The sequence below is a fragment of the Mannheimia cairinae genome (assembly GCF_028649535.1).
In the GTDB taxonomy this organism is placed as follows: domain Bacteria; phylum Pseudomonadota; class Gammaproteobacteria; order Enterobacterales; family Pasteurellaceae; genus Mannheimia; species Mannheimia cairinae.
This window is the reverse complement of the sequence record NZ_JAQSJE010000001.1, coordinates 203,581-229,421: the sequence shown is the minus strand read 5'-3', so window position 1 is coordinate 229,421 and position 25,841 is coordinate 203,581. Positions and strand designations below refer to the sequence as shown.

The 25,841-nt window shown below is 39.4% G+C and carries 25 protein-coding genes; 16 read left to right on the top strand and 9 right to left on the bottom strand.

The window, feature by feature from the left end; all coding sequences use genetic code 11:
* The first annotated feature begins 43 nt into the window (after positions 1–43).
* The 10 genes from PTQ27_RS01160 (at position 44) to PTQ27_RS01115 (ending at position 7,371) form a co-directional block, all read left to right on the top strand.
* On the top strand, positions 44–1,264 hold the full coding sequence (locus tag PTQ27_RS01160; RefSeq protein ID WP_273748438.1) for an IscS subfamily cysteine desulfurase: 1,221 nt from the start codon (positions 44–46) through the stop codon (positions 1,262–1,264).
* Positions 1,265–1,379: 115 nt separating this feature from the next.
* On the top strand, positions 1,380–1,763 hold the full coding sequence (gene iscU / locus PTQ27_RS01155) for a Fe-S cluster assembly scaffold IscU (RefSeq protein WP_273748439.1): 384 nt from the start codon (positions 1,380–1,382) through the stop codon (positions 1,761–1,763).
* A 171-nt stretch (positions 1,764–1,934) separates the two neighbouring features.
* Positions 1,935–2,258: an iron-sulfur cluster assembly protein IscA gene (gene iscA / locus PTQ27_RS01150; RefSeq protein WP_273748440.1), complete on the top strand. Its 324-nt coding sequence runs from the start codon at positions 1,935–1,937 to the stop codon at positions 2,256–2,258.
* Positions 2,259–2,267: 9 nt separating this feature from the next.
* Positions 2,268–2,789 carry a Fe-S protein assembly co-chaperone HscB gene (gene hscB, locus PTQ27_RS01145; protein ID WP_273748441.1) on the top strand — a complete coding sequence of 174 codons (522 nt, stop codon included), beginning with the start codon at positions 2,268–2,270 and terminating at the stop codon, positions 2,787–2,789.
* Positions 2,790–2,822: 33 nt separating this feature from the next.
* Positions 2,823–3,455, top strand: a complete 633-nt coding sequence (locus tag PTQ27_RS01140) for a DUF2625 family protein (protein WP_273748442.1) — start codon at positions 2,823–2,825, stop codon at positions 3,453–3,455.
* A 52-nt stretch (positions 3,456–3,507) separates the two neighbouring features.
* Complete coding sequence (gene hscA, locus PTQ27_RS01135; protein WP_273748443.1) at positions 3,508–5,361, top strand: Fe-S protein assembly chaperone HscA; 1,854 nt, start codon at positions 3,508–3,510, stop codon at positions 5,359–5,361.
* Positions 5,362–5,370: 9 nt separating this feature from the next.
* On the top strand, positions 5,371–5,736 hold the full coding sequence (locus tag PTQ27_RS01130) for an Imm51 family immunity protein (RefSeq protein ID WP_273748444.1): 366 nt from the start codon (positions 5,371–5,373) through the stop codon (positions 5,734–5,736).
* Positions 5,737–5,753: 17 nt separating this feature from the next.
* Positions 5,754–6,095: an ISC system 2Fe-2S type ferredoxin gene (gene fdx, locus PTQ27_RS01125; RefSeq protein ID WP_273748445.1), complete on the top strand. Its 342-nt coding sequence runs from the start codon at positions 5,754–5,756 to the stop codon at positions 6,093–6,095.
* Complete coding sequence (gene iscX, locus PTQ27_RS01120) at positions 6,095–6,289, top strand: Fe-S cluster assembly protein IscX (protein ID WP_006248391.1); 195 nt, start codon at positions 6,095–6,097, stop codon at positions 6,287–6,289. The genes fdx and iscX overlap by 1 nt, the downstream gene beginning before the upstream one ends.
* Before the next feature lie 146 nt (positions 6,290–6,435).
* Positions 6,436–7,371: an SLAC1 family transporter gene (locus tag PTQ27_RS01115; protein WP_273748446.1), complete on the top strand. Its 936-nt coding sequence runs from the start codon at positions 6,436–6,438 to the stop codon at positions 7,369–7,371.
* 48 nt (positions 7,372–7,419) lie between these two features.
* Here PTQ27_RS01115 and PTQ27_RS01110 read toward each other — a convergent pair whose 3' ends face one another.
* The 8 genes from PTQ27_RS01110 to proB form a co-directional block, all read right to left on the bottom strand.
* Positions 7,420–10,146: a TonB-dependent receptor gene (locus tag PTQ27_RS01110; RefSeq protein WP_273748447.1), complete on the bottom strand. Its 2,727-nt coding sequence runs from the start codon at positions 10,144–10,146 to the stop codon at positions 7,420–7,422.
* 244 nt (positions 10,147–10,390) lie between these two features.
* On the bottom strand, positions 10,391–13,597 hold the full coding sequence (gene carB, locus PTQ27_RS01105) for a carbamoyl-phosphate synthase large subunit (protein ID WP_273748448.1): 3,207 nt from the start codon (positions 13,595–13,597) through the stop codon (positions 10,391–10,393).
* A 291-nt stretch (positions 13,598–13,888) separates the two neighbouring features.
* Positions 13,889–14,194 carry a GIY-YIG nuclease family protein gene (locus tag PTQ27_RS01100; protein WP_273748449.1) on the bottom strand — a complete coding sequence of 102 codons (306 nt, stop codon included), beginning with the start codon at positions 14,192–14,194 and terminating at the stop codon, positions 13,889–13,891.
* A 155-nt stretch (positions 14,195–14,349) separates the two neighbouring features.
* The gene (gene carA / locus PTQ27_RS01095) at positions 14,350–15,507 is read right to left on the bottom strand and encodes a glutamine-hydrolyzing carbamoyl-phosphate synthase small subunit (protein ID WP_273748450.1); all 1,158 of its coding nucleotides are present in this window, start codon (positions 15,505–15,507) and stop codon (positions 14,350–14,352) included.
* A gap of 208 nt (positions 15,508–15,715) precedes the next feature.
* Positions 15,716–16,966 (bottom strand): multifunctional CCA addition/repair protein, encoded by a 1,251-nt coding sequence (locus PTQ27_RS01090; RefSeq protein ID WP_273748451.1) that lies wholly within the window; start codon positions 16,964–16,966, stop codon positions 15,716–15,718.
* 64 nt (positions 16,967–17,030) lie between these two features.
* Complete coding sequence (gene nth, locus PTQ27_RS01085; RefSeq protein ID WP_273748452.1) at positions 17,031–17,663, bottom strand: endonuclease III; 633 nt, start codon at positions 17,661–17,663, stop codon at positions 17,031–17,033.
* A 2-nt stretch (positions 17,664–17,665) separates the two neighbouring features.
* Positions 17,666–18,430, bottom strand: coding sequence for a TSUP family transporter (locus tag PTQ27_RS01080; protein ID WP_273748453.1), 765 nt, complete (start codon positions 18,428–18,430; stop codon positions 17,666–17,668).
* Positions 18,430–19,521 carry a glutamate 5-kinase gene (gene proB, locus PTQ27_RS01075; protein WP_273748454.1) on the bottom strand — a complete coding sequence of 364 codons (1,092 nt, stop codon included), beginning with the start codon at positions 19,519–19,521 and terminating at the stop codon, positions 18,430–18,432. The genes PTQ27_RS01080 and proB overlap by 1 nt, the downstream gene beginning before the upstream one ends.
* 114 nt (positions 19,522–19,635) lie before the next feature.
* Here proB and folA point away from each other — a divergent pair, with 114 nt between their 5' ends.
* Both folA and PTQ27_RS01065 read left to right on the top strand, forming a co-directional pair.
* Entirely contained in the window at positions 19,636–20,124 is a 489-nt protein-coding gene (folA, locus tag PTQ27_RS01070) for a type 3 dihydrofolate reductase (protein ID WP_273748455.1), read from the top strand.
* Positions 20,125–20,251: 127 nt separating this feature from the next.
* Entirely contained in the window at positions 20,252–20,485 is a 234-nt protein-coding gene (locus PTQ27_RS01065) for a YgjV family protein (protein ID WP_273748456.1), read from the top strand.
* Between the two features lie 47 nt (positions 20,486–20,532).
* Here PTQ27_RS01065 and radA read toward each other — a convergent pair whose 3' ends face one another.
* Entirely contained in the window at positions 20,533–21,912 is a 1,380-nt protein-coding gene (radA, locus tag PTQ27_RS01060; RefSeq protein WP_273748457.1) for a DNA repair protein RadA, read from the bottom strand.
* A 181-nt stretch (positions 21,913–22,093) separates the two neighbouring features.
* Here radA and ppdD point away from each other — a divergent pair, with 181 nt between their 5' ends.
* Genes ppdD through PTQ27_RS01040 form a run of 4 tightly spaced genes read left to right on the top strand, consistent with a single transcriptional unit; the run spans position 22,094 to position 25,810 of the window.
* Positions 22,094–22,552: a prepilin peptidase-dependent pilin gene (gene ppdD, locus PTQ27_RS01055; RefSeq protein WP_273748458.1), complete on the top strand. Its 459-nt coding sequence runs from the start codon at positions 22,094–22,096 to the stop codon at positions 22,550–22,552.
* Between the two features lie 18 nt (positions 22,553–22,570).
* Entirely contained in the window at positions 22,571–23,965 is a 1,395-nt protein-coding gene (locus tag PTQ27_RS01050; RefSeq protein WP_273748459.1) for a GspE/PulE family protein, read from the top strand.
* Positions 23,958–25,154, top strand: coding sequence for a type II secretion system F family protein (locus PTQ27_RS01045; RefSeq protein ID WP_273748460.1), 1,197 nt, complete (start codon positions 23,958–23,960; stop codon positions 25,152–25,154). Before PTQ27_RS01050 ends, PTQ27_RS01045 begins: the two co-directional genes overlap by 8 nt.
* 2 nt (positions 25,155–25,156) lie before the next feature.
* Positions 25,157–25,810, top strand: coding sequence for a prepilin peptidase (locus PTQ27_RS01040; protein ID WP_273748461.1), 654 nt, complete (start codon positions 25,157–25,159; stop codon positions 25,808–25,810).
* The last annotated feature ends 31 nt before the right edge of the window (positions 25,811–25,841 follow it).

The following is a 25,841-nucleotide window of genomic DNA, read 5'->3' as shown; positions in this document are numbered from 1 at the left end:
TTTTATTAAAAATAACCGCTTGGTTATTTAATCAGGAGTAACAATGAAATTACCAATTTATTTGGATTATGCTGCAACAACACCAATGGATGAGCGTGTTGCAAAAAAAATGATGGAATATATGACCAAAGATGGAATCTTTGGTAACCCTGCTTCTCGTTCTCACAAATTTGGTTGGGAAGCTGAAGAAGCGGTAGATGTTGCACGTAATCAAATCGCTGATCTTATTGGTGCAGATAGCCGTGAAATCGTATTTACATCGGGTGCGACAGAGTCAGACAACCTAGCAATTAAAGGTGCGGCACATTTCTACCAAACTAAAGGTAAACATATTATTACGGTTAAAACTGAGCATAAGGCTGTATTAGATACTTGCCGTCAGTTAGAACGTGAAGGTTTTGAAGTTACTTACTTAGACCCAGAAGAAGATGGCTTATTAGATTTAGCTAAATTAGAAGCAGCCATCCGTCCAGATACTATTTTAATTTCTGTAATGCACGTAAATAATGAAATGGGTGTCATCCAAGACATTAAAGCAATTGGTGAAATCTGCCGTGCGAAGAAAATTATTTTCCACGTAGATGCAACACAATCTGTGGGTAAAATCCCTGTGAATGTGCAAGAGTTAAAAGTGGATTTAATGTCATTCTCTAGCCACAAATTATACGGGCCTAAAGGTATCGGTGGTTTATATGTATGCCGTAAGCCTCGTGTACGTTTAGAAGCAATTATTCACGGTGGTGGTCACGAGCGTGGTATGCGTTCAGGTACATTACCTGTTCACCAAATTGTCGGTATGGGCGAAGCTTATCGTATTGCAAAAGAAGAGATGGCAACTGAAATGCCTCGCTTAAAAGCACTTCGTGATCGTTTATATAATGGCTTTAAAGATATTGAAGAAGTTTATGTAAATGGTTCAATGGAAGAAGGAAAGCGTGTAGATTCAAACTTAAACATTAGCTTTAACTTTGTTGAAGGTGAATCTTTAATGATGGCACTACGTGATATCGCAGTTTCATCTGGTTCAGCTTGTACCTCTGCAAGTTTAGAGCCTTCTTACGTATTACGTGCAATCGGCCGTGATGATGAATTAGCACATAGTTCAATTCGTTTCACTGTTGGTCGTTGGACAACTGAAGAAGAAATTGATCACACTATCGAAATCGTGAAAAAAGCGATTGTGAAATTACGTGAACTTTCTCCACTTTGGGAAATGTTTAAAGAAGGTGTAGATTTATCAAAAATTGAGTGGAATCACCACTAATTTGTGTGGGCGAATGTAATTCGCCCACACAAAACAGGATATGGCGTATTTACGTCAAAAATGAAAATTTAATGTAGGGGCGAATTATATTCGCCCAATACTCGAGGAATACAAAATGGCATATAGTGAAAAAGTAATCGACCATTACGAAAACCCACGTAACGTAGGGACTTTTGATAAAGAAGCTACAGATATTGGTACAGGTATGGTAGGAGCACCAGCTTGTGGCGATATTTTACGTTTACAAATTAAAGTAAATGATGACGGTATTATTGAGGATGCACGTTTTAAAGCATATGGTTGTGGTTCTGCAATCGCATCAAGCTCTTTAATTACTGAATGGGTAAAAGGTAAATCTTTAGATGAAGCGGGTGCAATTAAAAACAGCGACATCGCAGAAGAATTAGAATTACCACCGGTGAAAGTTCACTGTTCAATCTTGGCGGAAGATGCAATCAAAGCAGCGATTGCAGATTACAAAGAGAAAAACGGTAAATAATATAATCCAAACTTAAAGATTAAGGTGGGACTAATGTCCCACCATTTACATTTTTAGGTAAGTGAACTTCAAATAAAAACAACAAGCGGTCTAATTTTTCAAAAAATTTTCATTTAAAATAAGTATTTTTAGTGTAAGATTTTCTTGATTTAACAAATTAAAGGATAAATTATGGCAATAACATTAACAGAAGTAGCAGCAGATCGAGTTCGCACATTCCTTGAAAACCGTGGTAAAGGAATTGGTTTACGTTTAGGTGTTAAAACGTCAGGATGCTCAGGATTAGCTTATGTGCTTGAATTCGTTGATGTGTTAAATGAAGATGATCACGTATTTGAACAATTTGGGGTAAAAATCATTGTTGATGAAAAAAGCCTTGCTTACCTAGACGGTACCCAATTAGATTTTGTAAAAGAAGGCTTAAACGAAGGTTTTAAATATACCAACCCAAATGTGAAAAATGAATGTGGGTGTGGTGAAAGTTTTAATGTGTAAGGAAAGATAATGAATAATCCATTTACACTATTTGATCTCCCAGTTCAATTCCAAATCGATAACGCTCAGCTTTCAGAGCGTTATCTTGCATTACAAAAACAACTTCACCCTGATAACTTTGCCCATACTTCAAATGCTGAACAGCTTGCAGCGGTGCAAAAATCAGCAGATGTGAATGAAGCGTTAAATATCCTTAAAGATCCGATTTTACGAGCTGAAGCTATTATTGAAATTCACACAGGTGAATCTAAAAACCTTGAAGAAAAAAGTATGCGAGATGTTGAGTTTTTAATGCAACAACTTGAATGGCACGAGAAACTTGAGACAATAGAGCATCGTCAAGATGAAACTGAATTAACTGCTTTTTTAAAACAGATAAAAACAGAACAAAAAGCCGTACTTGAACAGCTTGAAAGCCAATTAAATGAACAAAAGTGGCAACAAGCAAATGCCTTAACGGATCGTTTACGCTATTTCAAAAAATTAATTATTCAAATTGAAAAAGTGGAAGAAAAGTTTTTTGATATGTAATACAAGCGGTTATTTTTTAAGGAAATTTTGCAAATGAAAAGTTTAGAAGAATTAGTAGATAAACAATCTGCTTGGTTGATTTTAAGAGATTGGTTTACACAAGCGACAAATCATTACGAAATTTTAGCAAGTTATCCTGAAGATGCTGGAAGTTGCTTGGTCGGTATGCAACTTTCTACCCGTTCTCCGCTTGGGGCAATAGCCTATGAAACGGGCGGTGTTTTTATTGATCACGGCTGGTTGCGTCTTTTAGGCTCGGGCAATGAAAAGTTACCACGTGGTCTATTTGATTGGAATTTTGGCAAAACCTTTAAACAATCTGGCGAGCAACCAAGCCACTTATTAATTGCAGATGATGCAATCGGTGGTTATTTTGCGATTAACGCTGGTGGGATTGGTTCAGAAATCGGTAAAGTTTATTATCACCACCCTAAAAATAAAAACTGGGAAAATACCAATTTAACGTATTCAGAATTTTTAGGTTGGGCATTGGCTGGTGATTTAGATAATTTTTATAAAGATTTACGTTGGGATAGCTGGCAAGCGGATATTGCAAAATTACAAGGACATCAAATTTTAGATATTAATAGCAAAATTGCCGTGCCAATCGAACGCCACTACCAAGGCGAATTTGCACCTGAAAATATGGGATATTCGGTGGCTTAAAGTTTAATTTCTTCCAAATGGAAGAGGATATATTTAGAGAGATAAAAATATAATGGCATTACTTCAAATTGCTGAACCCGGTCAAACAGCCGCTCCACATCAACATAGATTAGCGGTAGGAATTGACTTAGGGACAACAAATTCATTAGTTGCAACTGTACGTAGCGGGCAAGCACAAGTTTTATTAGATGCACAAGAACGTGCATTAGTACCCTCAGTGGTGCATTATGCAGAAAATCAAAAAATTGTAGGTGTAGAGGCTTTTGCGAAAGCATCTCTCGATCCGAAAAATACGGTAATTTCTGCAAAAAGACTAATCGGTCGCTCATTAAAAGATGTAGAGCAGCGTTATAGCAATTTGCCTTATCAATTTAGTGCAACAGAAAATGGTTTGCCATTAATTCAAACAGCACAGGGTAGTAAAAGCCCAGTTGAAGTTTCAGCTGATATTTTAAGCCATTTAGCACAATTTGCGGAACAACGTTTAGCTGGCGAATTATCGGGCGTTGTGATTACCGTACCGGCTTATTTTGACGATGCACAACGTCAAAGTACGAAAGATGCCGCTCGTTTAGCAGGCTTGAATGTTTTACGTTTATTAAATGAACCGACAGCGGCTGCGATTGCTTATGGCTTAGACAGCGGTCAAGAAGGTGTTATTGCTGTTTATGACTTAGGTGGCGGTACTTTTGACTTATCTATCTTACGCTTACGTAAAGGCATATTTGAAGTGCTTGCAACCGCAGGCGATACAGCTTTAGGTGGTGATGACTTTGACCATTTATTAGCAGATTGGATTGCAGAACAAGCAAATCATCAACCCAAAACGGCAGGTGAGCAGCGTGAATTATTAACTCTTGCTACTCAAACAAAAGTCGCTCTTTCGCAAGCGGTCGAAATTGAGATAAATTTTGCAAATTGGACAGGTACAGTTAGCCGTTTGCAATTTAATGAACTAATTCAACCGCTTGTAAAACGTTCTCTAATGACTTGTCGCCGAGCATTAAAAGATGCAGGGGTAGAATCGGAAGAAGTGCGTGAAGTAGTAATGGTTGGTGGTTCAACCCGAGTACCATTTGTGCGTGAACAAGTCGGGGAGTTTTTTGGAAAAACACCATTAACATCAATCGACCCAGATAAAGTAGTAGCGATTGGTGCTGCAGTGCAAGCAGATATTTTAGTGGGTAATAAGCCAGACTCTGATATGCTTTTATTAGACGTTGTGCCGCTATCCCTTGGTATTGAAACAATGGGCGGATTAGTAGAGAAAATTATTCCACGTAATACCACGATTCCTGTTGCTCGTGCGCAAGAATTTACCACCGCAAAAGATGGGCAAACCGCAATGACGGTTCACGTATTACAAGGTGAGCGTGAATTAGTGGAAGATTGTCGTTCTCTTGGACGTTTTACTCTACGTGGTATTCCTCCAATGGTAGCCGGTGCGGCGACTATTCGCGTTACCTACCAAGTTGATGCAGATGGTTTATTAAATGTAACCGCTATGGAAAAATCAACTAACGTTCAGGCTTCTATCCAAATTAAGCCTTCTTATGGTTTAACTGATGAAGAAGTTACGAAGATGATTAAATCTTCAATGGCAAATGCCCAAGAAGATATGCAGGCTCGTCAATTAGCAGAGCAAAGAGTAGAAGCTGATCGTGTTATTGATACAGTAATCTCTGCTTTACAAGAAGACGGTGCAGAAGTACTTAGCGTTGATGAATTTAAAGTGATCGAGGCCGAAATAGCTAAATTAATTGAACTGAAAAAAGGTGCTGATCGCACTGCGATTCAGCAAGGCATTAAAGATTTAGATATTGCGACTCAAGAGTTTGCCGCTCGCCGAATGAATTTATCAATTCAAAAAGCGTTAGCAGGTAAAAAAATGGATGAATTAGTATAAGGAGAAATAATGTCTGATTATGTAAAAACAGAACTCTCTGAAAAATTCAGAACCCTTTCTATAGAGCTTGATTTAGAAGATAACCGTCTGTTTGAATTAGGCGAGAGAATTAATGCTGAATATGAACCAGCCTATATGAACGGCTATAACTGGGCTGCATTTTTACGTGCTTATTTAAGTGTTTATCGTCCGAGCCTATTAGAGTTATTAGAAGAAGATCCGGAAGCAGGATGTTATTATGCGACTTATCCGCTTTCGGAAAAAAATAAAGAAAAAATCCGAGAATTGAAAAATATTATTGTCTATTTAGTGGAACACGAAGAAGAAATTTTAAATTTCATCGGCGAACATTTAGACAATATTGAATGGGATTAAATCAAAAGGAACTTAAAATGCCAAAAATTGTATTTCTTCCACACGAAGAGTTTTGTCCAGAAGGTATGGTAGTTGAAGCTAAACCGGGCGATAATTTATTAGAAGTCGCACACGATGCGGGTGTTGAAATTCATCACGCTTGTGATTGTTCTTGTGCTTGTACGACTTGCCACGTTGTTATTCGTGAAGGTTTTGATTCTTTAAATGACACATCGGATCAAGAAGAAGATATGCTGGATAAAGCTTGGGGTTTAGAGATGGACAGCCGTTTAAGTTGCCAATGCGTTGTTGGTGATGAAGACTTAGTTGTTGAAATTCCAAAATATAACTTAAACCACGCAAATGAGGCTGCACACTAATGAAATGGACTGATACGCGAATGATCGCAGAAAATCTGTATGATATGAACCCAGATTTAGACCCAACCACTGTTCGTTTTACTGATATGCATAAATGGATTTGTGAAATGGAAGATTTCGACGATGATCCAGAAGCATCAAACGAACATATTCTTGAAGCCATTTTAACAATCTGGTTAGAAGAGTACGAATAAACCGCAAAAACCTAAAGTGAAAGCTTTGGGTTTTTATTTTTTATAGCGACAAGCGGTTAGAAATTGTAAAATATTTACAATATTAATTTCCTCAAGTGTCAAAGCCTAAAGTAGCTCTGAGAACGAATTACAAATAATTTATTCCTATGAATTCATCAAAAAACTTTCCAATCACAACAGGTTTCTTTGCTATGCCATTAGGGCTAGGGGCTTTAAGTCTATCTTGGTTAAATGCAGAGAAAATTTATATTTATGCCCAACAAATTGGTAATGCAATAGGCTTAGTTTCTATTATTCTCTGGGCAACTTTAATTGGCTGTTATATTTATCGGGCTATTTTTTATTTTGAGCAGATTAAAGCGGAATTCCTTCATCCTGTACAGTGTTCTCTATTTTCTCTCGTTACAATGACAACGATGATAACAGGCGATATTTTGTACTTATGGGATATATCATTGGGTCAGCCATTGATTTTTCTAGGGGTAATTGTACATTTAATTTTTCTCATTCTAGTAATTGGTCGTTTATGGAATGGAACACAGTTTTTGCCAGATACGTTACACCCAGTACACTACCTACCTCCTATAGCCGCTTGCTTTACAATGGCAAGCTCATTTGGTCTAATAGGCTTAAATGATATTGGGTCTCTCTTTTTCGGCATCGGTATTCTTTCTTGGTTGGCTCACGAGCCTATAATGCTACAACGAATGAGACTAAGCCCTTTATTTCCTATTGCTCGTCCATCATTAGGTATTGTACTTGCTCCCTCTTTTGTTGGTTCGGCAGCTTATCTCGTCATTGGTGGGGAAGTTGATTTGTTTGTAAAAATGCTATGGGGATATGGGTTTGTTCAACTTTGTTTTGTATTACGGAATTTTAATTGGATTATAGAAAATGGATTTTCAATGAGTTTTTGGGCATTCTCATTTGGATTAGCCGCAATGGCACGAGGTGCGGTAGAAATTTATAAATTTGAGCCTTTATCAATGCTTGGGTTCGGAGCATTTATATTTGCTAACTTAGGCATTAGCTTATTAATTCTATTTAGCCTAAGATTATTAATTAATAAAAGAACTGAATGAAGGAGTGAAAAATAAGTGCGAGCCAAAATAGCTCGCACTTTTGTTTTATTAGAATTTCATATTAACCGCAAAGGTAAAATTACGTCCCATTTGTGGTACATAAGGTAAGAATGAATTGTGAATATAAACTTTTTCATTTAAGAGATTATCAGCTCTTAGTGAAAGAGTATAGTCAATCCCTTTAATCACTCGATTATAATCAATTCCCACATTTAGTAAGTTATACCCTTTCGTCACATTTTCAGTAATATAACGAGGTTGCATTTTTTGTGTATTGTCTGGATGATAGTAATAGATTGGTTTATCATTATCATCAAGTGTTAAGTTGCCATTTTCATCTCTCATTGCAGGTTTTATTGCAATAGTTGAAGTAGAAATTCTATCTTGTTTAAAGATACGACTATATTCTAAATTGACTAACCAATGCTCGCCAATCGCCCCTTGGTAACGAAACCCTAAACGCATAGGCGGTAATCTTGGAGAAATAGTCGATTTCCGTTCTAAGACATCATAATCTTCTTCACCTGGTGTTAATGTCCCATTTTTATAAACATTGATCGTTGTTGCACATTCATTGTCAGGGTTTATTGCTCCCCATTGCTCAGGGCTTTTATTACTACAAACCATTGAGCTTTCATCATCATAATACCCCTCTTCATCAACTGGCATCTCTTTGGTATCTTCATCAAAATACATCCATTTTGTATTTGAGGCGATAAGTTTACCTTTTACAGGCGATAGATTACCAATTTTGCCTCTTACTACATCACCAAAGAAGGTAATTTGATGATTATCTCCAACTGGGAATATTAGTTCGCCTTCTAAACCATAAAATTTTGCGGTAGTTTGGTTATAACGGCGGATATATAAATTCCCTTTTTTAGCAATATTTTCATTGAAGATATAGTTATCAAATTTACTATAATAGGCACTGGTTTTATAACCAAAATTCTCCCCATTATAGGCAAGCCCTAATTCGATATTATCTGATTTTTCTTTCTTCAAATCTTTGTTACCGTATTCAAAAGAGTTGGTCGCAAGATGCTTACCACTGTAATAAAGTTCCATTGGTGCCGGTAAACGTTCATTATGAGAATAAATCAAGTTAAGTTGATGGTTTTTAGCAAAATCCCATAAAAATGAAGTTGAATAGGATAATGCACTTTCTTTATAAGGTGTAAGGTCTGGGTGGCGAGGTGTTCTTGCCACAATAGCAGCACCTTCCTTATAACGTTCGAGTTTTTCTGCTAATAACTCGTGATTATAATCAATAGGTGTTTTTTGTCTTTCATAACGAATTGCACCTTCAAAAGTCACATTATTCTTTTTCAGCTTTTCAAGGGCAAATAAGCTGAAGTTTTTATTTGTATGTGGCACAAGTAGATTACGAGGATCCGCCCCTTTTGTGTTTCCATAGCTTGGTAGGTATGGTGTTAATGCACTTGATTTTTGGGTTTGGTATTGCCCACCGAACACACCTTTTAACTCGGCATTCCAAAATGAAATTGGCGAGTGGTAAAATTCAAGACGGCTATTAAAACCTTTATTTTTAAAAATAGCAGCTGCGTGTCCATAATCTCCTTGGGCCGTAAAACCTTCTTCAATTCCCGTTCTACGTTCAGGGTTACCAGGATCTTTTTCATCGTGGTAGTAATCAGCATAAGTAAGGCTGAGTTTTGCTTTTTCTAACCAAGATGTCGGATTATTGAGTTCACCTCGTAAATCATAGCGAGACATTTTCATATCTACCCAAGGCCCAGAATGGTTATGATTATGTTCAAAACCAAAAGGCTGATCGTGGCTATGTCCGTGATCTTCGCCGTGTTCAGTTAGACGACAACCATCAAAATGTGGGGTATCAACAATATCTTCATCATCCATTAAATGAGGGTAGGCATTCAGATAATAACGTCCTGCAACTGCCCGTTCAGGGTTATCAATCGCACTAATAAAATGTGCAGTACAGCTATCATAATTGTGGTTGTGTCCTGGTATTCCGTATTTATCTTTACGTTTACTATAAGAAGCTCCGATAAAACCTTTATCACCGATATAAGATAACCCGAAAGTACCAACCGTTGATTTATTATTACTATCAGGCAAGTAATTTAATACTTTATCTGACTTAAATTCTGGCACTTTATAATCATCGGCATTACGTTTTAGCCCTTCAATACGAGCCACAATATTATCGGTTAAGGCTAAGCTCACTCCAGAAGTAACAACTTTTTCTTTACTGCCCGTGTTATAGCGAATTAATGCTTCACCCTCGATTTTTTCTGTCAATAACCCCATAGGCATTTGGTTTGGAATACGGGCATCAACCACATTCACAACCCCAGCAGGTGAGGCGGTACTATATAATAGCGTGCTGGCACCTCTTACGAGTTCAACCTTATTAGCTAGTAGCGTATCTGTTGCAACAACGTGGTCTGGAGAAAGATTAGACATATCAATAACATCAGTACCATTTTGTAAGATTTTAACTCGTACACCATCTTGCCCACGAATAATTGGCTTACTTGCCCCACCACCAAATGGATTAGAGTGAACACCTAACTCGCCAGCTAAAGCATTGCCGAGTGTTGCAGATCGAGTTTTTAACTTCTCTTTATTTACAACATTGTCACTAATATTCGATTTTTGTTTCAAAATTGAATCAGCCAGCCCATCTTGAGCATTAACATTAATTTCATTGAGCTCAACTGTTTCCTCCGCCCAAGTAGGTAAGCTAAACAATGCAACTAAAGATAAGGTGATTGCATTCTTTTTCATTATGTCTCCTTTTATAAAAATAATTCTTGTTTTTAAAGGAGGCAATTATAACGCTAAATAACCATAAAAAAAAAGTGGATAAATTAAATATATTTATCTGATTACAGATTTATTTTTGTAAAAATAAAGAAAGAGAGGCATTTAAACCGGCAGGTTTGGTAATTTTAATGGGGCTGACATAGCCTCCGAAAAGAAAGGCATATCCTCCGATATGCCTTTCTTTTCTCTACTTAAACCCCAAGACTTAACCTAAATCTTGGTGCAGTTCCTGTACGGAATACACATCAAATTCGTTGATATGTTTCACACCGACGGAAACGGCATCTGCACCGGCAATGGTGGTGTAAACCGGGACACGTTGTTGTAGGGCAGTGCGACGGATTGAGTGACTATCAGCAATCACTTCTGGATCACCACTTACCGTATTGATTACTATCGCAATCTCATCGTTTTTAATTGCATCGACAATGTGCGGCCTGCCTTCACGCACTTTGTTGATCGTCTGCACGCCAATGCCGTTTTCACGCAGGAATTTCGCCGTGCCGAATGTGGCACATAAGCCGTAACCTTCGGCTTGGAAACGTTTCGCCACGTCAAGCAGGGCGGTTTTGTGTTCGTCCATTACCGACATAAACACTTTGCCCACTTTCGGAATACGTTCGCCTGCCCCTAGCTGGGCTTTGAAGAACGCTTCGGCAAAGGTTTCGCCCACACCCATTACTTCCCCTGTCGAACGCATTTCCGGCCCTAACACCGTATCTACGCCCGGGAATTTAATGAATGGGAAAACCGCCTCTTTCACAAAATATTTTTCAGGAATAACTTCGTTTAACGCATTCTGTTCTTTAAGCGAGATACCCGCCATCACACGGGCGGCGATTTTCGCTAATGGGCGTCCTGTGGCTTTGCTCACATAAGGCACGGTACGGCTGGCACGTGGATTGACTTCCAACACATACACCACATCGTTTTGCACCGCAAACTGCACGTTCATCAAGCCTTTTACCCCTAATGCGAACGCCATTTCTTTGGTTTGGCGGCGGATTTCGTCTTGAATTTCTTGGCTTAATGAATAGGGCGGTAATGAGCAGGCACTATCGCCGCTGTGAATACCGGCTTGCTCAACGTGTTGCATAATACCGCCAATCACCACATCTTCACCGTCGCAGATACAGTCCACATCGACTTCAATTGCATTGTTTAAGAAGTGGTCAAGCAAGATTGGGCTGTCGTTGGAAACCGATACCGCCTCACGCATATATTTGTTCAATTCTTCATCGTTATAGACGATCTGCATCGCACGTCCGCCCAATACATAAGACGGACGCACCACCAACGGATAGCCGACTTCATTAGCTAAGGCAACCGCCTCTTGGGCGTTGCGTGCGGTGCGGTTTGCCGGTTGTTTTAAGTTGAGATCGTGCAAGATTTTTTGGAAACGCTCACGGTCTTCCGCCGCATCAATGCTGTCCGCCGATGTACCGATAATGTTTACCCCGTTGTCGTGCAACGCATTCGCCAATTTCAACGGTGTTTGACCGCCATAATGCACAATCACGCCCCACGGCTGTTCGACACGGATCACTTCCAACACGTCTTCCAACGTTAATGGCTCAAAATACAAGCGGTCGGACGTATCAAAATCGGTAGAAACGGTCTCTGGGTTGCAGTTCACCATAATGGTTTCAAAACCGCTTTCACGCAACGCTAGGGCAGCGTGGACACAGCAGTAGTCAAATTCAATCCCTTGTCCGATACGGTTTGGCCCACCGCCTAAGATCATCACTTTTTTGCGGTCGGACGGGTTCGCCTCACACTCTTCTTCGTAGGTCGAATAGAGATAAGCAGTATCGGAAGCAAATTCCGCCGCACAGGTATCTACCCGTTTATACACCGGCAAGACGTTTAAGCTATGGCGATAATCACGCACCGCTTTTTCGCTGACTTTGGTCAGCTGGGCAATGCGTTTGTCAGAGAACCCTTTGCGTTTTAAACGGCGAATTTCCGCACCGTCTAAATCGCTTAATGATTTTTTCTCTAAGGCTAACTCTTCTTGGACTAAATCTTGGATTTGGATTAAGAACCACGGATCGATTTTGGAATAGTGATGCACTTCTTCCAAACTAAATCCGGCACCGAATGCGTCCGCCACATACAGAATACGGTTCGGGCCTGGGTTGGCAAGTTCACGACGGATTTTTTCCGGCTCTTCCGATAACAGGTTAAAACCGCAAATACCGGTTTCTAAGCCACGCAACGCTTTTTGTAAGCTCTCTTGGAATGTTCTTCCCATCGCCATCACTTCGCCCACCGATTTCATTTGAGTGGTTAAGCGGTCGTCTGCGTTGGCAAATTTCTCAAAGGCAAAGCGTGGAATTTTCGTGACTACATAGTCTAAGGTCGGCTCAAATGAGGCTGGGATTAAACCGCCGGTAATGTCGTTACGCAGTTCGTTTAAGGTATAGCCCACCGCCAATTTCGCCGCCACTTTGGCAATCGGGAAACCGGTCGCTTTACTTGCTAAGGCGGAAGAACGGCTGACACGAGGGTTCATTTCGATCACGATCATTTCGCCATTTTCAGGGTTGATCGCAAACTGTACGTTTGAACCGCCAGTATCTACCCCGATCTCACGTAATACCGCCAAAGAGGCGTTACGCATAATTTGGTATTCACGGTCGGTCAAGGTTTGAGCTGGTGCAACGGTAATGGAGTCGCCGGTATGCACGCCCATCGGATCGAAGTTTTCAATCGAACAGATGATAATGCAGTTGTCCGCTTTATCACGTACTACTTCCATTTCGTACTCTTTCCAGCCGAGTACCGACTGTTCAATCAACAATTCGTGGGTTGGCGAGGCTTCAAAACCACGCTCACAAATCGCCATAAATTCATCACGGTTATAAGCGATACCACCGCCTGAACCGCCCATTGTGAAAGACGGACGAATTAGGGTCGGAAAGCCGACTTGCTCTTGTGCCGATAACGCCTCTTCAAAGCTATGGCAAACAAAGGATTTCGGCGTATTTAAGCCGATTTTTTCCATTGCTTCTTTAAAACGTCCACGGTCTTCGGCTTTATCGATAGCATCTTCTGTCGCCCCGATAAGTTCGACATTATATTTTTTCAGTATGCCATTTTTAGAGAGAGCTAAGGCACAATTTAACGCAGTTTGCCCACCCATTGTCGGCAAAATCGCATCTGGACGCTCTTTTTCAATGATTTTCGCTACCGTTTGCCACTCAATCGGCTCAATGTAGGTAACGTCCGCCATATTCGGGTCGGTCATAATGGTTGCTGGGTTGGAATTAACCAGCACCACTTTATACCCCTCTTCACGCAACGCCTTACACGCCTGTGCACCGGAGTAGTCAAATTCACACGCCTGCCCAATCACAATCGGGCCTGCACCAATAATCAGGATCGTTTTTATATCTGTACGTTTTGGCATTTTTATTTTCTCTATGTAACTGATTTATATTTAACTGTTAATAAAGCCATCTCTGAGACGGTTGATGAACACGCTGAGACGATTGCTGAACCTGTCGAAGCAGATGATTGCTGAACACGCTGAGACGGTTGCTGAGCTTGTCGAAGCAGATGATTGCTGAACACGCTGAGACGGTTGCTGAGCTTGTCGAAGCAGATGATTGCTGAACACGCTGAGACGGTTGCTGAGCTTGTCGAAGCAGATGATTGCTGAACACGCTGAGACGGTTGCTGAGCTTGTCGAAGCATAGTCTCAGCAATTATCCTTCCCCCCATCATTCCCTTTAGATTTTGATAATTCAGGTAACATTTCATATCTATTAGAAATTAAGGCTTCTTTTTTAGCTCTACTCCAGCCTTGAACTTGCTTTTCTCTGTAAAAAGCAAGATCTATTCGTTCAAATTCTTCACAATAAACTAATTCAACAGGTAAGCGTTTTTGTGTATATTGGGCACCTTTACCTGATTGATGCTCATACAATCGAACTTCCAAATTCTTTGTACTTCCTGTGTAATAGCTACCATCAGAGCATTTTAAGATGTACATCCAACCTTTCATTTTTTAACCTTGTTGTGTTGAGACGATGCTTCGACAAGCTCAGCAACCGTCTCAGAGACTCAGCAACCGTCTGCTTCGACAAGCTTAGCAACCGGCCCAAGAAGACCTAACGGTCTCAGTATAAAAGCGTAATCAACGGCTCTTTACTTTTTCAATTATTTTCTGTTTCTCATATCCGCAATAAAACGGTCGAATAAATAGGCGACATCGTGTGGGCCTGGGCTGGCTTCTGGGTGACCTTGGAACGAAAACGCTGGGCGGTCGGTTAATTCTATCCCTTGTACGGTGCCGTCAAATAAAGAGCGGTGAGTGATACATACGTTTTCTGGCAGGCTTGCTTCGTCCACTTCAAAACCGTGGTTTTGGCTGGTAATCAACACTTTTTGACTGTCTAAATCTTGCACTGGGTGGTTTGCTCCGTGATGCCCGAATACCATTTTTTTGGTTTTACCGCCGGCTGCCAAGCCTAACAGTTGATGCCCTAAGCAAATGCCGAAAACAGGGATTTTGGTTTCAAGAATTTTTTGGATTGCGGTAATGGCATAATCACAAGGCTCAGGATCGCCCGGGCCATTAGAGAGAAATATACCGTCCGGATTCAATGCCAATACTTCATCAGCCGACGTTTTTGCCGGTACAACCGTAATGCGACAGCCACGTTCGGCAAGCATACGCAAAATGTTGGTTTTTACGCCGTAATCATAGGCAACAATGTTAAATTCCGGATTTTCGATTTGGTTAAACGGCTTGCCATTGTTGGTAACTGGTAAATGCCATTCACCCTCATTCCATTGGTAGGCTTGGGCACAAGTTACTTCTTGAGCTAAGTCTTTGCCTGCCATTGATCCGAAACTGTTTGCAAAATTTTTCGCTTTTTCGACCGCTTGCTCAACACTTTCATTTTCGGCTAATACATAAATACAACCCGCCTGAGCCCCTTTTTCACGTAAAAGACGGGTTAAACGGCGGGTATCAATATCCGCAATAGCGACAATTTTGTGTGAAACTAAGTAATCAGAAAGAGAGGAATTAGCACGGAAATTGCTATGAAGAAGAGGAAGATCTCGAATAATAAGCCCTGCGGCACAGATATTGTTGGATTCTACGTCTTCGTTATTTGTTCCAGTATTTCCAATATGTGGATAAGTTAAGGTAACGATTTGTTTGGTGTAGGAGGGATCGGTTAAGATTTCCTGATAGCCGGTCATTGCGGTATTAAATACCACTTCGCCGATAGTATGTCCTTGATAACCAATGGATTTTCCTTGAAAGGTTGATCCATCAGCAAGAACTAAAATTGCAGATTGAGACATTATTTACTCCTAAAAATGAATTGGGGTTGGTACTTACAAGTCGCCATTAACCTATACTAGAAGTAGGCGATAAATTCTAATACGGCAATCGTTTGCGTGCAACCAATATTTATAAAATACAACATATTGATTATTTATTCAATATTTTTGCATATAAATTCATTTTTAAGCATAAAAAATATACTTTTCCAAGGTGGTATATCAATCCTTAGCTTTTAGGTAAGGATAAAATCTGTTTTATTTCTTTAATTGCTTTCACTCTACGCTTATTAAGCTCTTCTCGAATCGCCTGTTTTTCAAAACCATCGGCAATTACTTGCTGAACATCAATTTCGATAGCGGCTTGGTAATAAGCTTTGGCTAATTCAGGTTGGGGATAATCTCTTTCCTCAAAACCTTTTCTGCCTCTTGCATCGGCTTCACAAGCAAGTAAGAAATCAAAAAAGCGTTTTGGTTTACGCCAAACATCAAGAGTATTAAATAATTTAATCACGGTTTCCGGGCGAAGCTCTGCCATTTTATGGCAATGGGTGTGATATTCAGCAACCAAAATCGCAAAATCTTTAACGTCTGTCGGGGCTTTTAAGCGATTAGCCAACTCACGAGTAGGTTTTATTCCTTTAACTTCGTGACCATAGTGATGGGGCAAAATATCTGTTGGAGTTAAGCCTTTTCCTAAGTCGTGGCAGAGAGCCGCAAAAAGTAAAGCGGTCGGATTTTCTGCTTTTTTTGCAAGTTTTTTGGCTTGTTCAATGACCATTAATGTATGAATGCCCGAATCAATTTCAGGGTGATGTTGAGCAGGTTGTGGCACACCGAATAAGCGATCTACTTCAGGAAAAAGCACCTTTAATGCACCGACTAAACGCAGAATATGGAAATAAATTTGCGGATTATCCGTTTCAAACGCTTTTTGTGTTTCGAGCCAAACACGTTCGCTGGTTAAGTTTTCAAGCTCGCCACTTTTAGTTATTTCTCGCATTAGCTTGAGAGTTTCAGGGGCAACTTTAAAGCCAAAAGCGTGAAAACGTGCGGCAAAACGAGCCACTCGCAGTACCCGTAGCGGATCTTCACTAAACGCAGGGGAAATATGACGGAGAACACGGTTTTTAAGATCGTCTGCACCCTTATAAGGGTCGTGCAATTTGCCTTGTTCATCTAGGGCGATTGCGTTAATGGTTAAATCACGGCGGATTAAATCTTGCTCAAGGGTAACAGTAGGCGAAAAATCGCAAATAAAGCCATTGTAGCCACTGCCATTTTTGCGTTCTTGGCGGGCGAGGGCATATTCTTCTTTCGTTCTCGGGTGAAGAAAGACAGGGAAATCCGCCCCAACTTGTTGAAAGCCTTGCGAAATTAACATTTCAGGTGTGGCACCAACTACTAAAAAATCTCTATCTTTAACAGGCAAGCCGAGTAGTTGATCTCGCACTGCACCGCCGACTAAATATATTTCCATTTGCAAAAAATTCCTAAAAAATAACTGCTTGAACCCTTTCTCTGTTTGGAGTGGTAAAAGTGTTTTAATCCGTTTTTTCTTTAAATTCGCATAAATCTTCAATAATGCAGGAACCACAACGGGGCTTACGAGCAATACAAGTATAGCGACCGTGTAAAATCAGCCAATGATGCACATCTACCTTAAATTCATCCGGCACTACTTTGAGTAATTTTTTCTCTACCTCAACCACATTTTTACCGGGGGCAAAATTAGTACGGTTAGAAACACGGAAGATATGAGTATCCACCGCAATAGTTGGGTGCCCGAATGCAGTATTCATTACCACATTAGCGGTTTTTCTGCCAACACCAGCAAGGGCTTCAAGGGCATCTCTGTCTTCTGGTACTTCGCCGTTGTGCTTTTCGATTAAATCACGGCAGGTTTTAATAATATTTTCCGCCTTGCTGTTATATAAACCAATGGTTTTAATATATTCTTTGAGTCCGTCTAACCCTAAATCCAAAATCGCTTGTGGGGTATTGGCAACAGGAAATAGTTTGTCTGTCGCTTTATTAACGCCCTTATCTGTTGCTTGAGCAGAAAGGATTACCGCAATCAGTAATTCAAACGGATTGCGGTAATTTAATTCGGTTGTAGGGTGCGGGTTCTCATTACGTAAGCGAGTGAGAATTTCAACACGTTTTGCTTTATTCATTTTTAATTAAAAATTCCTTGTTCATAGAGCATTTTGGCAACCATAATAAAAGACATTGTGACTAGCATTGGGCGAACCAATTTTTTGCCTTTAGTCATTACCATTTTAGCCCCTAATGTGCCACCAATAAATTGCCCAACCATCATAATTAAGCCGACTTTCCAAATAATTGCACCGCCAAGGGCAAAAAAGATTAACGAAGCAAAATTTGAGGCAAAGTTTAATATTTTTGCGTGGGCAACGGCTTTCGGTAAATTAAATCCAAGCAGTAAAATAAAGGCTACGGTAATAAATGAACCGGTGCCGGGTCCGAACATACCGTCATAAAAACCCAGTGCGACAGAAGCGGTAAAGGCAAACATCGGAAAGCTAATGCGTTGTCTACGGTCTTCATCGCCAACAGTGGGGCTAAATAAAAAATATAAGCCGATAATTAACACTAAAAAGGGTAGTAGCGTTTTTAAAAATTCCACATCAATGCTTTGCACAAAGATTGTCCCTGCGGCAGAGCCGATAAAGGTCATTATGACAAGCAGGGCGATCTCTTTTAGATTAACCGCTTTTTTACGAATAAAATAAAGTGATGAAGAAAAAGAGCCTCCACAGGCTTGTAATTTATTCGTGCCTAATGCCATTGCAGGGGGAATGCCAACCGACATTAAAGCTGGAATTGTGAGTAACCCACCTCCGCCAGCCATTGCATCAATAAAGCCTGCAAGCACTGCAACAGCAAATAAAATGGCTAAAATATCAGCTCCAAGTTCCATTAATACACCACCATTTCATCACTGTGAACGGCAACAGAGCCAAATTCATAACCTAACAAGGTTTCAATTTCTTTTGATTTTTTGCCCTTAATGCGAACCAAAGCCTCGCTACTGTAACGAGCAATTCCTAGAGCTAATGCTTTACCTTCTTGATTGAAAATTTTTACAACTTCTCCACGGGTAAATTCCCCTTTAATTTCAGATACGCCAACCGGCAATAATGATTTGTGCTGAAGAAGTGCTTTTTCTGCCCCTAAATCGACCACGATTTCGCCCACTTGAGGTGCTGCGAATAACCAACGTTTTCTGCCTTCCAAGCGGTCAGATTGCACTAAAAATTTACTACCGATTGCTTTGCCATTGGCTAAATCAACCAATACATTCGGGCGAGAACCTGAGGCAATAATGGTTTCCACACCTGAACGGGTGGCAATATCAGCAGCAGTTATTTTGGTACTCATTCCCCCTGTGCCTAGCCCTGTTGAACTACCACCTGCAATTTGGCGAATTTCCGGTGTGATTTTTTCCACCACAGAAAGTAATTCTGCATTAGGATTAGAACGCGGATCAGCACTAAATAGACCTTCTTGATCAGTTAATAAATAAAGTTGATCGGCTTGGGCAAGAATCGCTACTAGAGCGGATAAATTGTCGTTATCGCCAACCTTAAATTCTTCGGTAGCAACTGCATCATTTTCATTGATAACGGGAATGATTTTTTGAGCCAGTAGAGCATCAAGGGTATCACGAGCATTTAAAAAACGTTCACGATCGTCCAGATCCGCTCGGGTTAATAGCATCTGCCCGATGTGAATATCATAAATATCAAATAGATTCTCCCATACCCTAATCAGCTGGCTTTGCCCAACTGCCGCAAGCATCTGTTTTGAGGCTAAGGTTTTAGGCAGTTCAGGATGCCCTAAATAATCTCGCCCAGCTGCAGCAGCCCCTGAGGTAACAACAATAACTTTATGGTTTTTATGCAGTTCGGCAATCTGTTTGACTAACTCTAGCATATAAGGGCGGCTTAAACTTTTTGTGCCGTGTGTGAGAGTGCTTGTTCCAAATTTAATGACGATAGTTTTTGACATAAATTGATTCGCTTTAATCTAAAAATAATGTTGTCAAAATTATCATTTTTAAGGTTTAAAATCACGTTTAATTTGAGATAAAATCAAACTAAAAGATATAAAAAAGGAAACTTGATGGAAATTAGTATTGTTGTTGCCAGAACAAAGAATAAAGTAATTGGTAAAGATAACCAAATGCCGTGGCATTTACCTGTGGATTTAGCGTGGTTCCGCCAAAATACGGTTGGAAAACCGGTGATTATGGGGCGGAAAACCTATGAATCTATTGGCAGGCTATTACCAAAACGGCCGAATATTATTCTTTCTCGCTCAGGTTTTGAGATTGAAGGGGCATATTCAGCAAGATCGCTAGAACAAGCGGTCGAATTAGCGAAAAATTTTGCAAATACCGATGAAATAATGATTATTGGCGGTGGAGAACTTTTTAAACAAGTGATTCCAAAGGCAGATAAACTCTATTTAACCGAAATTCAAGCCGAGATTGAAGGGGATACTTTCTTTGAATTCGATGAAGAAAACTGGCAACTAAGTGAAGAAAAATGGTCAGAAATTGATGAAAACAACCCCTATCGTTGCCGTTTTATGATTTTAAAACGCCGTTAATGTTTAATTTATAAGCAATCAAAAATAAAAATGTGAACGCAAACCTTTGCTATTTCTAGGGCTAGATACAAATAAAAAAAGAATATTTAAAATAGAGAAAGTTAATTTTTTTATTTAAGGAGACCCTATGGATTACGTAGAGATTTTAGGTTATGTGGCAATGATTTTGGTGGCTTGTTCTTTTTTATTAAAAGATGTAATTAAACTACGTTTAGTCAATTCACTCGGTTGTGCCTGCTTTGTGGTTTACGGCTTATTGATTGGCTCTTTCCCTGTAACTGGGTTAAATACGTTAGTGGTTTGTATTAACCTTTATTATATTTTTAAAGGAAATAAGCCAGAAGCAGTGGCTCATTCATAATCTTTTAAAAGAACCTAGTACGTGGATAACGCACTAGGTTTTTTTATTTATAGATTATAAAGAATATCTAACGCATCACTTAATTTTTTTACCGTAAATACTTCCATTCCTTTAATCGGCTTTTTCGGTGCGTTACCGTGCGGAATAATTGCTCGTTTAAAGCCGTGTTTTGCTGCTTCACTAATACGCTCTTGCCCGCTAGTAACGGGGCGAATTTCGCCAGCTAACCCCACCTCGCCGAAAACCACTAAATCTTGTGGTAACGGGCGGTTTCTAAAGCTTGAAATTAGGGCTAAGATCAAGGCGAGATCGGCACTGGTTTCGGTTACTTTTACTCCACCAACCACATTCACAAATACATCTTGATCCGACATTTGTAGCCCACCGTGGCGGTGTAAAACGGCAAGTAAAAGCGATAAGCGGTTATGATCTAAACCTACTGCCACACGGCGAGGATTTGCGAGCATTGAGTGATCGACTAGGGCTTGAATCTCAACCAATAATGGACGAGTTCCTTCCCAAAGTACCATTACTGAGCTACCTGGTGTTTGTTCTTCACTACGGCTTAGGAATATGGCGGAAGGGTTTTTAACTTCACGCAATCCTTGTTCCGTCATTGCAAACACCCCTAATTCATTTACCGCACCAAAACGGTTTTTTTGGCTACGAAGAGTTCTAAAACGAGAATCCGATTCGCCCTCTAATAGTAATGAAGCATCAATAGCGTGTTCTAGCACTTTCGGGCCGGCTAATGTACCATCTTTAGTAACGTGACCGACCATAATAATCGCCACTTGGCGAGTTTTAGCGTAACGGGTTAAAAATGAGGCACATTCACGAACTTGAGAAACACTGCCTGGGGAAGATTGAATATCTGATAAATGCATAACCTGAATAGAGTCGATTACCATTATTTTAGGTTTTTCTTGGTCGGCAATATTACAGATATGCTCAACAGAAGTTTCGGATAGCATTTTTAAATTGTCAGTCGGTAATCCTAAACGGTTAGCACGCATTGCAACTTGTTGGAGCGATTCTTCGCCCGTAACATAAAGGGTTGGAATATGCTGTGCCAAACCACACATCACTTGCAGTAATAGGGTACTTTTCCCTGCCCCAGGGTGTCCACCAATTAAAATGGCGGAACCAGGAACTACACCACCACCAAGTACACGATCTAACTCATTAAAACCACTGCTAAAACGAGGCACTTCTTGCAAGCTAATATCAGAAAGTGTTTGCACTTTACCGGAAGTTTCGCCGGCATAACCACTAAAGCGGTCGGATTTTGTTGATTCTTTGCTAGAAATTAGCCGTACTTCACTAATGGTATTCCACGCTTTACATTCTCGGCATTGCCCCATCCAGCGTGAATATTCCGCACCACAATCATTACACACATAAGCAGTTTTCGGTGCTTTTGCCATTTTTTACCCTCAATATTTCATTTTGCGAAAATTCTAACAAAAAACTGTATGGATAAACAGAGGAAAATATTATTTTTTCGATCTGCGTCGAAAAATAAGTTTTTGCTTATCGCACAAGGTTTAAAAAATTTGCACACTATATTTGCCTATTTTTGAGGCACTTTTAAAATAAGGAATAAATATGCAAAAAATAATGTTTTTTCGACCGCTTCATAAAGCCTTTACCTTAATTGAATTGATGATTGTAATTGCGATTATTGCAATTTTGGCAACCATTGCGATTCCATCTTATAACTCCTATACCCAAAAAGCAGCGTTGTCTGAACTGTTGCAGGCTTCTGCCTCTTATAAATCGGATGTGGAACTCTGTATTTATAGCAGTAATGGTGTTGATAATTGTTCTGGAGGGACAAATGGTATTCAGGCAAATAAAACCGCAGGCAATGAAACGAAATATTTAAATACGGTAACGGTAACTAGCGGAGCAATTACGGTAACAGGTAAAGGTTCCCTTGAGAATTACAGTTATACTTTAACTCCGAAATTTGAAAAGGATACCTCTACAATCGGTTGGGTAACAACTTGTACTGGAGTAGATACAAGCTTGTTTCCAGCAAACTTCTGTTCAGCAACTAACTAAAAGTTCAGAGGAAACCCAATGCAATATTCAGTTACCGAGTTAAGTAGCCAACAACTTTTTGAAATTTCGGAACAACAATGGCAAAAGAATTGTGATGAAAAACATATTTTATTGCGATATTTGGCTGTACCGCTTAAAGAAAATGAAGAACGTTTATGGCTAGCGATTGATGATATGCAAAATCTCAATGCTTGTGAGATTTTCGCCTTTATCGCTCATAAGCAAATTGAGCCGGTATTGGTTTCCTCCGATGAATTAAAATTTTTGCTTAATGCACTTTCGCCAGAACAAAATAGTATCCATACCGAAATTTATGAAGAAAACGGAGCTTATCAGACGATAAATGATGCGGAGCATTTAGATAAAAATGATCCGATTATTCAGATTTTAGAAAACCTGTTTAAATTCTGTTTACAGAAAAATGCCTCAGATATTCATATCGAACCTCAAAAAGCGAATTTGTCAATTAGGCTAAGAATTGATGGGGTATTACATCTCTATAAAACCTTACCCCAGAGCCTTACAAGTCGCATTATTTCTCGCATTAAATTGCTGGCAAAATTGGATATTAGCGAAACTCGCTTACCACAAGATGGGCAGTTCCATTTTAAAACAATGCTTGCTGAAACATTAGATTTTCGGGTTTCAACATTACCTACTCATTTGGGCGAAAAAATTGTACTTAGACTGCAAAAAAATAAACCGACCAACTTTGATTTTCTGGATTTAGGCTTTAACGTAAACCAAAAAGAAAAGTTGATAGATGCTTTAAAACAACCACAAGGCTTAATTTTAGTAACAGGTCCAACAGGGAGTGGCAAAAGTATTACCTTATATAGTGCATTAAGCTATTTAAACAGTAGCGAAAAGCACATTTTAACGGCGGAAGACCCCGTTGAAATTGAGATCGGGGGCATTATTCAAACCCAAGTAAACCGAGGAATCAATTTAGATTTTAGCCAACTGTTACGCACTTTTTTACGGCAAGATCCTGACATTATTATGCTAGGCGAAATTCGAGATGAAGAGAGTGCCGAAATTGCTTTACGAGCAGCTCAAACAGGGCATTTAGTGCTTTCAACCTTGCATACCAATAATGCTCCCTCTGCCATTGAGCGACTTTTGCAATTAGGCATAAAAGAGTATGAGTTGAAAAATTCGTTACTTTTAGTGATTGCCCAACGGTTATTACGTCGATTGTGTGAAAAATGCGGTGGCAAAGGTTGTGAGCATTGTTACCAAGGTTACAAAGGCAGAATCGGGATCTATCAGCTATTTAGCCGATCTGCAAAAAGTTTTGAAAAAACGACCGCTTGCTTAGACTTTGAAACTTTAGCAGAAAGTGCAAAAGAAAAATTGGAGGAAGGAAAAACCGGTCAAGCTGAAATTTTAAGGGTATTGGGCAATGGTTAAAATTTATGAATACCACTGGCAGGCTTTAGATCGCTTTCAACAAAAACGGAAAGGCAAACAGTTAGCCAAAAGCCGTGAAGAATTTGAGCATTCCTTATTGGCGAAAGGCTATCAACAAATAAAAATTAGTCGAAATTTTGTTTTGCCCCAAAATCCGAAAACAGATGAAATCAACCAATTTTTATCCCAATTTGCTTTGTTGGTAAATTCCGCTATTCCACTGAAGCAAGCCTTTTCGATGATTTTGCAAAATTGCCGAAACATCAAACTTTATCAATGGTTAAGCGAGCTGATTAGCTTGATTGAAAGTGGTTACTCTTTTTCGCAATCGCTTGAAAAATTAAATCGTTATATTGCCAATCAAGAAATCCAACTGATTAAAATGGGCGAGCAAAGTGGCAGGCTTGGCATTATTCTAACTAATCTTGCCGAAAGCCGCATCAAGTCAGAAAAGTTGGCGAAAAAAGTGAAGAAGATTCTATTTTACCCTGTGATTGTGTTGGTAATTTCGCTTTCCCTTTCCTTAGGTTTATTGATTTTTATCGTCCCGCAATTTGCAGAGCTTTATGGTTCAAAAGAGAAAACCTTGCCTTTAATTACTGAAATTTTATTTTCACTCTCTCAATTTTTACAAGAGCAGGGGAGTACCTTGCTTATTGTGTTGTTACAAGCGGTTATTTTTCTGGTGATTTTTGCAAAAAAGACAAACTGGGTTACAAAGTTAAAAGTGAGAATATTAAGTTGGCTTCCTGTTTTTAACCGAATTTTAGCTCAATCTCGAATTGTCTTTTTTAGCCAAAATATCGCCTTAATGCTCAACGCCCATATTCGGCTAGATGTGGCGTTAAACGCTTTCTTATCTGAAAAAAGTAATGACCCGATTTTACAAAAAGAGATCCAATTTATGCTGGGTTTACTGCAAAAAGGTTATAAGTTTTCAGAAGGTATAAATCCAACGATTTTTGGCACAGAAGTGGTGCAGATGATTGATATTGGCGAACAAAGCGGAAACCTTGCCAAAATGTGCGAGCATATCAGCGAGATGTATCAGCAAAAACTAGATTACCAAATCGATATTCTCTCTCAATTATTAGAACCGATGCTAATGTTGCTGATGGGTATCATTGTCGGCACTATTATTGTTGGATTATATTTACCGATTTTTGATATGGGCTCACTAATGGAGTAGCAATGTTTGTACTAATTTCTATTGCTTTGGCATTTTGGTTTAAGTCGGAAATACCGAATTTTGCTCACCGCACCAATCAGCAAATTTACCAAGAGTATCATTCTTTAACTGCGAGTGAATTATCCAAATCTGCCTTTTTAGCACAATCACGCTTACAACCTAAACAGAGTAAATGGGCTAACCTGTTTTTTCTCTGCTTTCCTGCCATCGCCATATTTTCTGAAAGTGTAGGCATTGGGCTGATTTTTATTATTCTCTGTTATTTATCGGTATTAGATTATTGTTATTACCTAACGGATATTCGCTATATCGCCTTGATATTCTTGCTTGTTTTATGGGAGAACTTAAATAGTTTTCATAATGAAACTCTGTTACTCATTATTTTATTTTGCGTTGGAATCGGCGGAATTTCTCAATTTATCTTTAAAAAAGAAACCTTTGGCTCGGGCGATATGTTGTTGTTAATTGCCCTATCGCCTCTTTTTACAGTCGAAAAAATGCTACTGTTCGTTTTAGCTGCAAGTTTACTCGGCATTGGTTATTACCTGATTTATTGGCTTATTCAAAAACAAAAACTCGAAAAATTACCTTTTATTCCTTTTATTAGTGTGGCTATGTTAATTATAGTTATGCTTGAAAGGGGAAAGATTAGTTAATAAAATTAATATATTTTAATTTTGAGGAAAA

What these genes read in the sequence shown, in the direction of transcription:
- PTQ27_RS01160 (WP_273748438.1), top strand. Translation starts at nt 44, where the DNA reads ATGAAATTACCAATTTATTTGGATTATGCTGCAACAACACCAATGGAT.
- iscU (WP_273748439.1), top strand. Translation starts at nt 1,380, where the DNA reads ATGGCATATAGTGAAAAAGTAATCGACCATTACGAAAACCCACGTAAC.
- iscA (WP_273748440.1), top strand. Translation starts at nt 1,935, where the DNA reads ATGGCAATAACATTAACAGAAGTAGCAGCAGATCGAGTTCGCACATTC.
- hscB (WP_273748441.1), top strand. Translation starts at nt 2,268, where the DNA reads ATGAATAATCCATTTACACTATTTGATCTCCCAGTTCAATTCCAAATC.
- PTQ27_RS01140 (WP_273748442.1), top strand. Translation starts at nt 2,823, where the DNA reads ATGAAAAGTTTAGAAGAATTAGTAGATAAACAATCTGCTTGGTTGATT.
- hscA (WP_273748443.1), top strand. Translation starts at nt 3,508, where the DNA reads ATGGCATTACTTCAAATTGCTGAACCCGGTCAAACAGCCGCTCCACAT.
- PTQ27_RS01130 (WP_273748444.1), top strand. Translation starts at nt 5,371, where the DNA reads ATGTCTGATTATGTAAAAACAGAACTCTCTGAAAAATTCAGAACCCTT.
- fdx (WP_273748445.1), top strand. Translation starts at nt 5,754, where the DNA reads ATGCCAAAAATTGTATTTCTTCCACACGAAGAGTTTTGTCCAGAAGGT.
- iscX (WP_006248391.1), top strand. Translation starts at nt 6,095, where the DNA reads ATGAAATGGACTGATACGCGAATGATCGCAGAAAATCTGTATGATATG.
- PTQ27_RS01115 (WP_273748446.1), top strand. Translation starts at nt 6,436, where the DNA reads ATGAATTCATCAAAAAACTTTCCAATCACAACAGGTTTCTTTGCTATG.
- PTQ27_RS01110 (WP_273748447.1), bottom strand. Translation starts at nt 10,146, where the DNA reads ATGAAAAAGAATGCAATCACCTTATCTTTAGTTGCATTGTTTAGCTTA.
- carB (WP_273748448.1), bottom strand. Translation starts at nt 13,597, where the DNA reads ATGCCAAAACGTACAGATATAAAAACGATCCTGATTATTGGTGCAGGC.
- PTQ27_RS01100 (WP_273748449.1), bottom strand. Translation starts at nt 14,194, where the DNA reads ATGAAAGGTTGGATGTACATCTTAAAATGCTCTGATGGTAGCTATTAC.
- carA (WP_273748450.1), bottom strand. Translation starts at nt 15,507, where the DNA reads ATGTCTCAATCTGCAATTTTAGTTCTTGCTGATGGATCAACCTTTCAA.
- PTQ27_RS01090 (WP_273748451.1), bottom strand. Translation starts at nt 16,966, where the DNA reads ATGGAAATATATTTAGTCGGCGGTGCAGTGCGAGATCAACTACTCGGC.
- nth (WP_273748452.1), bottom strand. Translation starts at nt 17,663, where the DNA reads ATGAATAAAGCAAAACGTGTTGAAATTCTCACTCGCTTACGTAATGAG.
- PTQ27_RS01080 (WP_273748453.1), bottom strand. Translation starts at nt 18,430, where the DNA reads ATGGAACTTGGAGCTGATATTTTAGCCATTTTATTTGCTGTTGCAGTG.
- proB (WP_273748454.1), bottom strand. Translation starts at nt 19,521, where the DNA reads ATGTCAAAAACTATCGTCATTAAATTTGGAACAAGCACTCTCACACAC.
- folA (WP_273748455.1), top strand. Translation starts at nt 19,636, where the DNA reads ATGGAAATTAGTATTGTTGTTGCCAGAACAAAGAATAAAGTAATTGGT.
- PTQ27_RS01065 (WP_273748456.1), top strand. Translation starts at nt 20,252, where the DNA reads ATGGATTACGTAGAGATTTTAGGTTATGTGGCAATGATTTTGGTGGCT.
- radA (WP_273748457.1), bottom strand. Translation starts at nt 21,912, where the DNA reads ATGGCAAAAGCACCGAAAACTGCTTATGTGTGTAATGATTGTGGTGCG.
- ppdD (WP_273748458.1), top strand. Translation starts at nt 22,094, where the DNA reads ATGCAAAAAATAATGTTTTTTCGACCGCTTCATAAAGCCTTTACCTTA.
- PTQ27_RS01050 (WP_273748459.1), top strand. Translation starts at nt 22,571, where the DNA reads ATGCAATATTCAGTTACCGAGTTAAGTAGCCAACAACTTTTTGAAATT.
- PTQ27_RS01045 (WP_273748460.1), top strand. Translation starts at nt 23,958, where the DNA reads ATGGTTAAAATTTATGAATACCACTGGCAGGCTTTAGATCGCTTTCAA.
- PTQ27_RS01040 (WP_273748461.1), top strand. Translation starts at nt 25,157, where the DNA reads ATGTTTGTACTAATTTCTATTGCTTTGGCATTTTGGTTTAAGTCGGAA.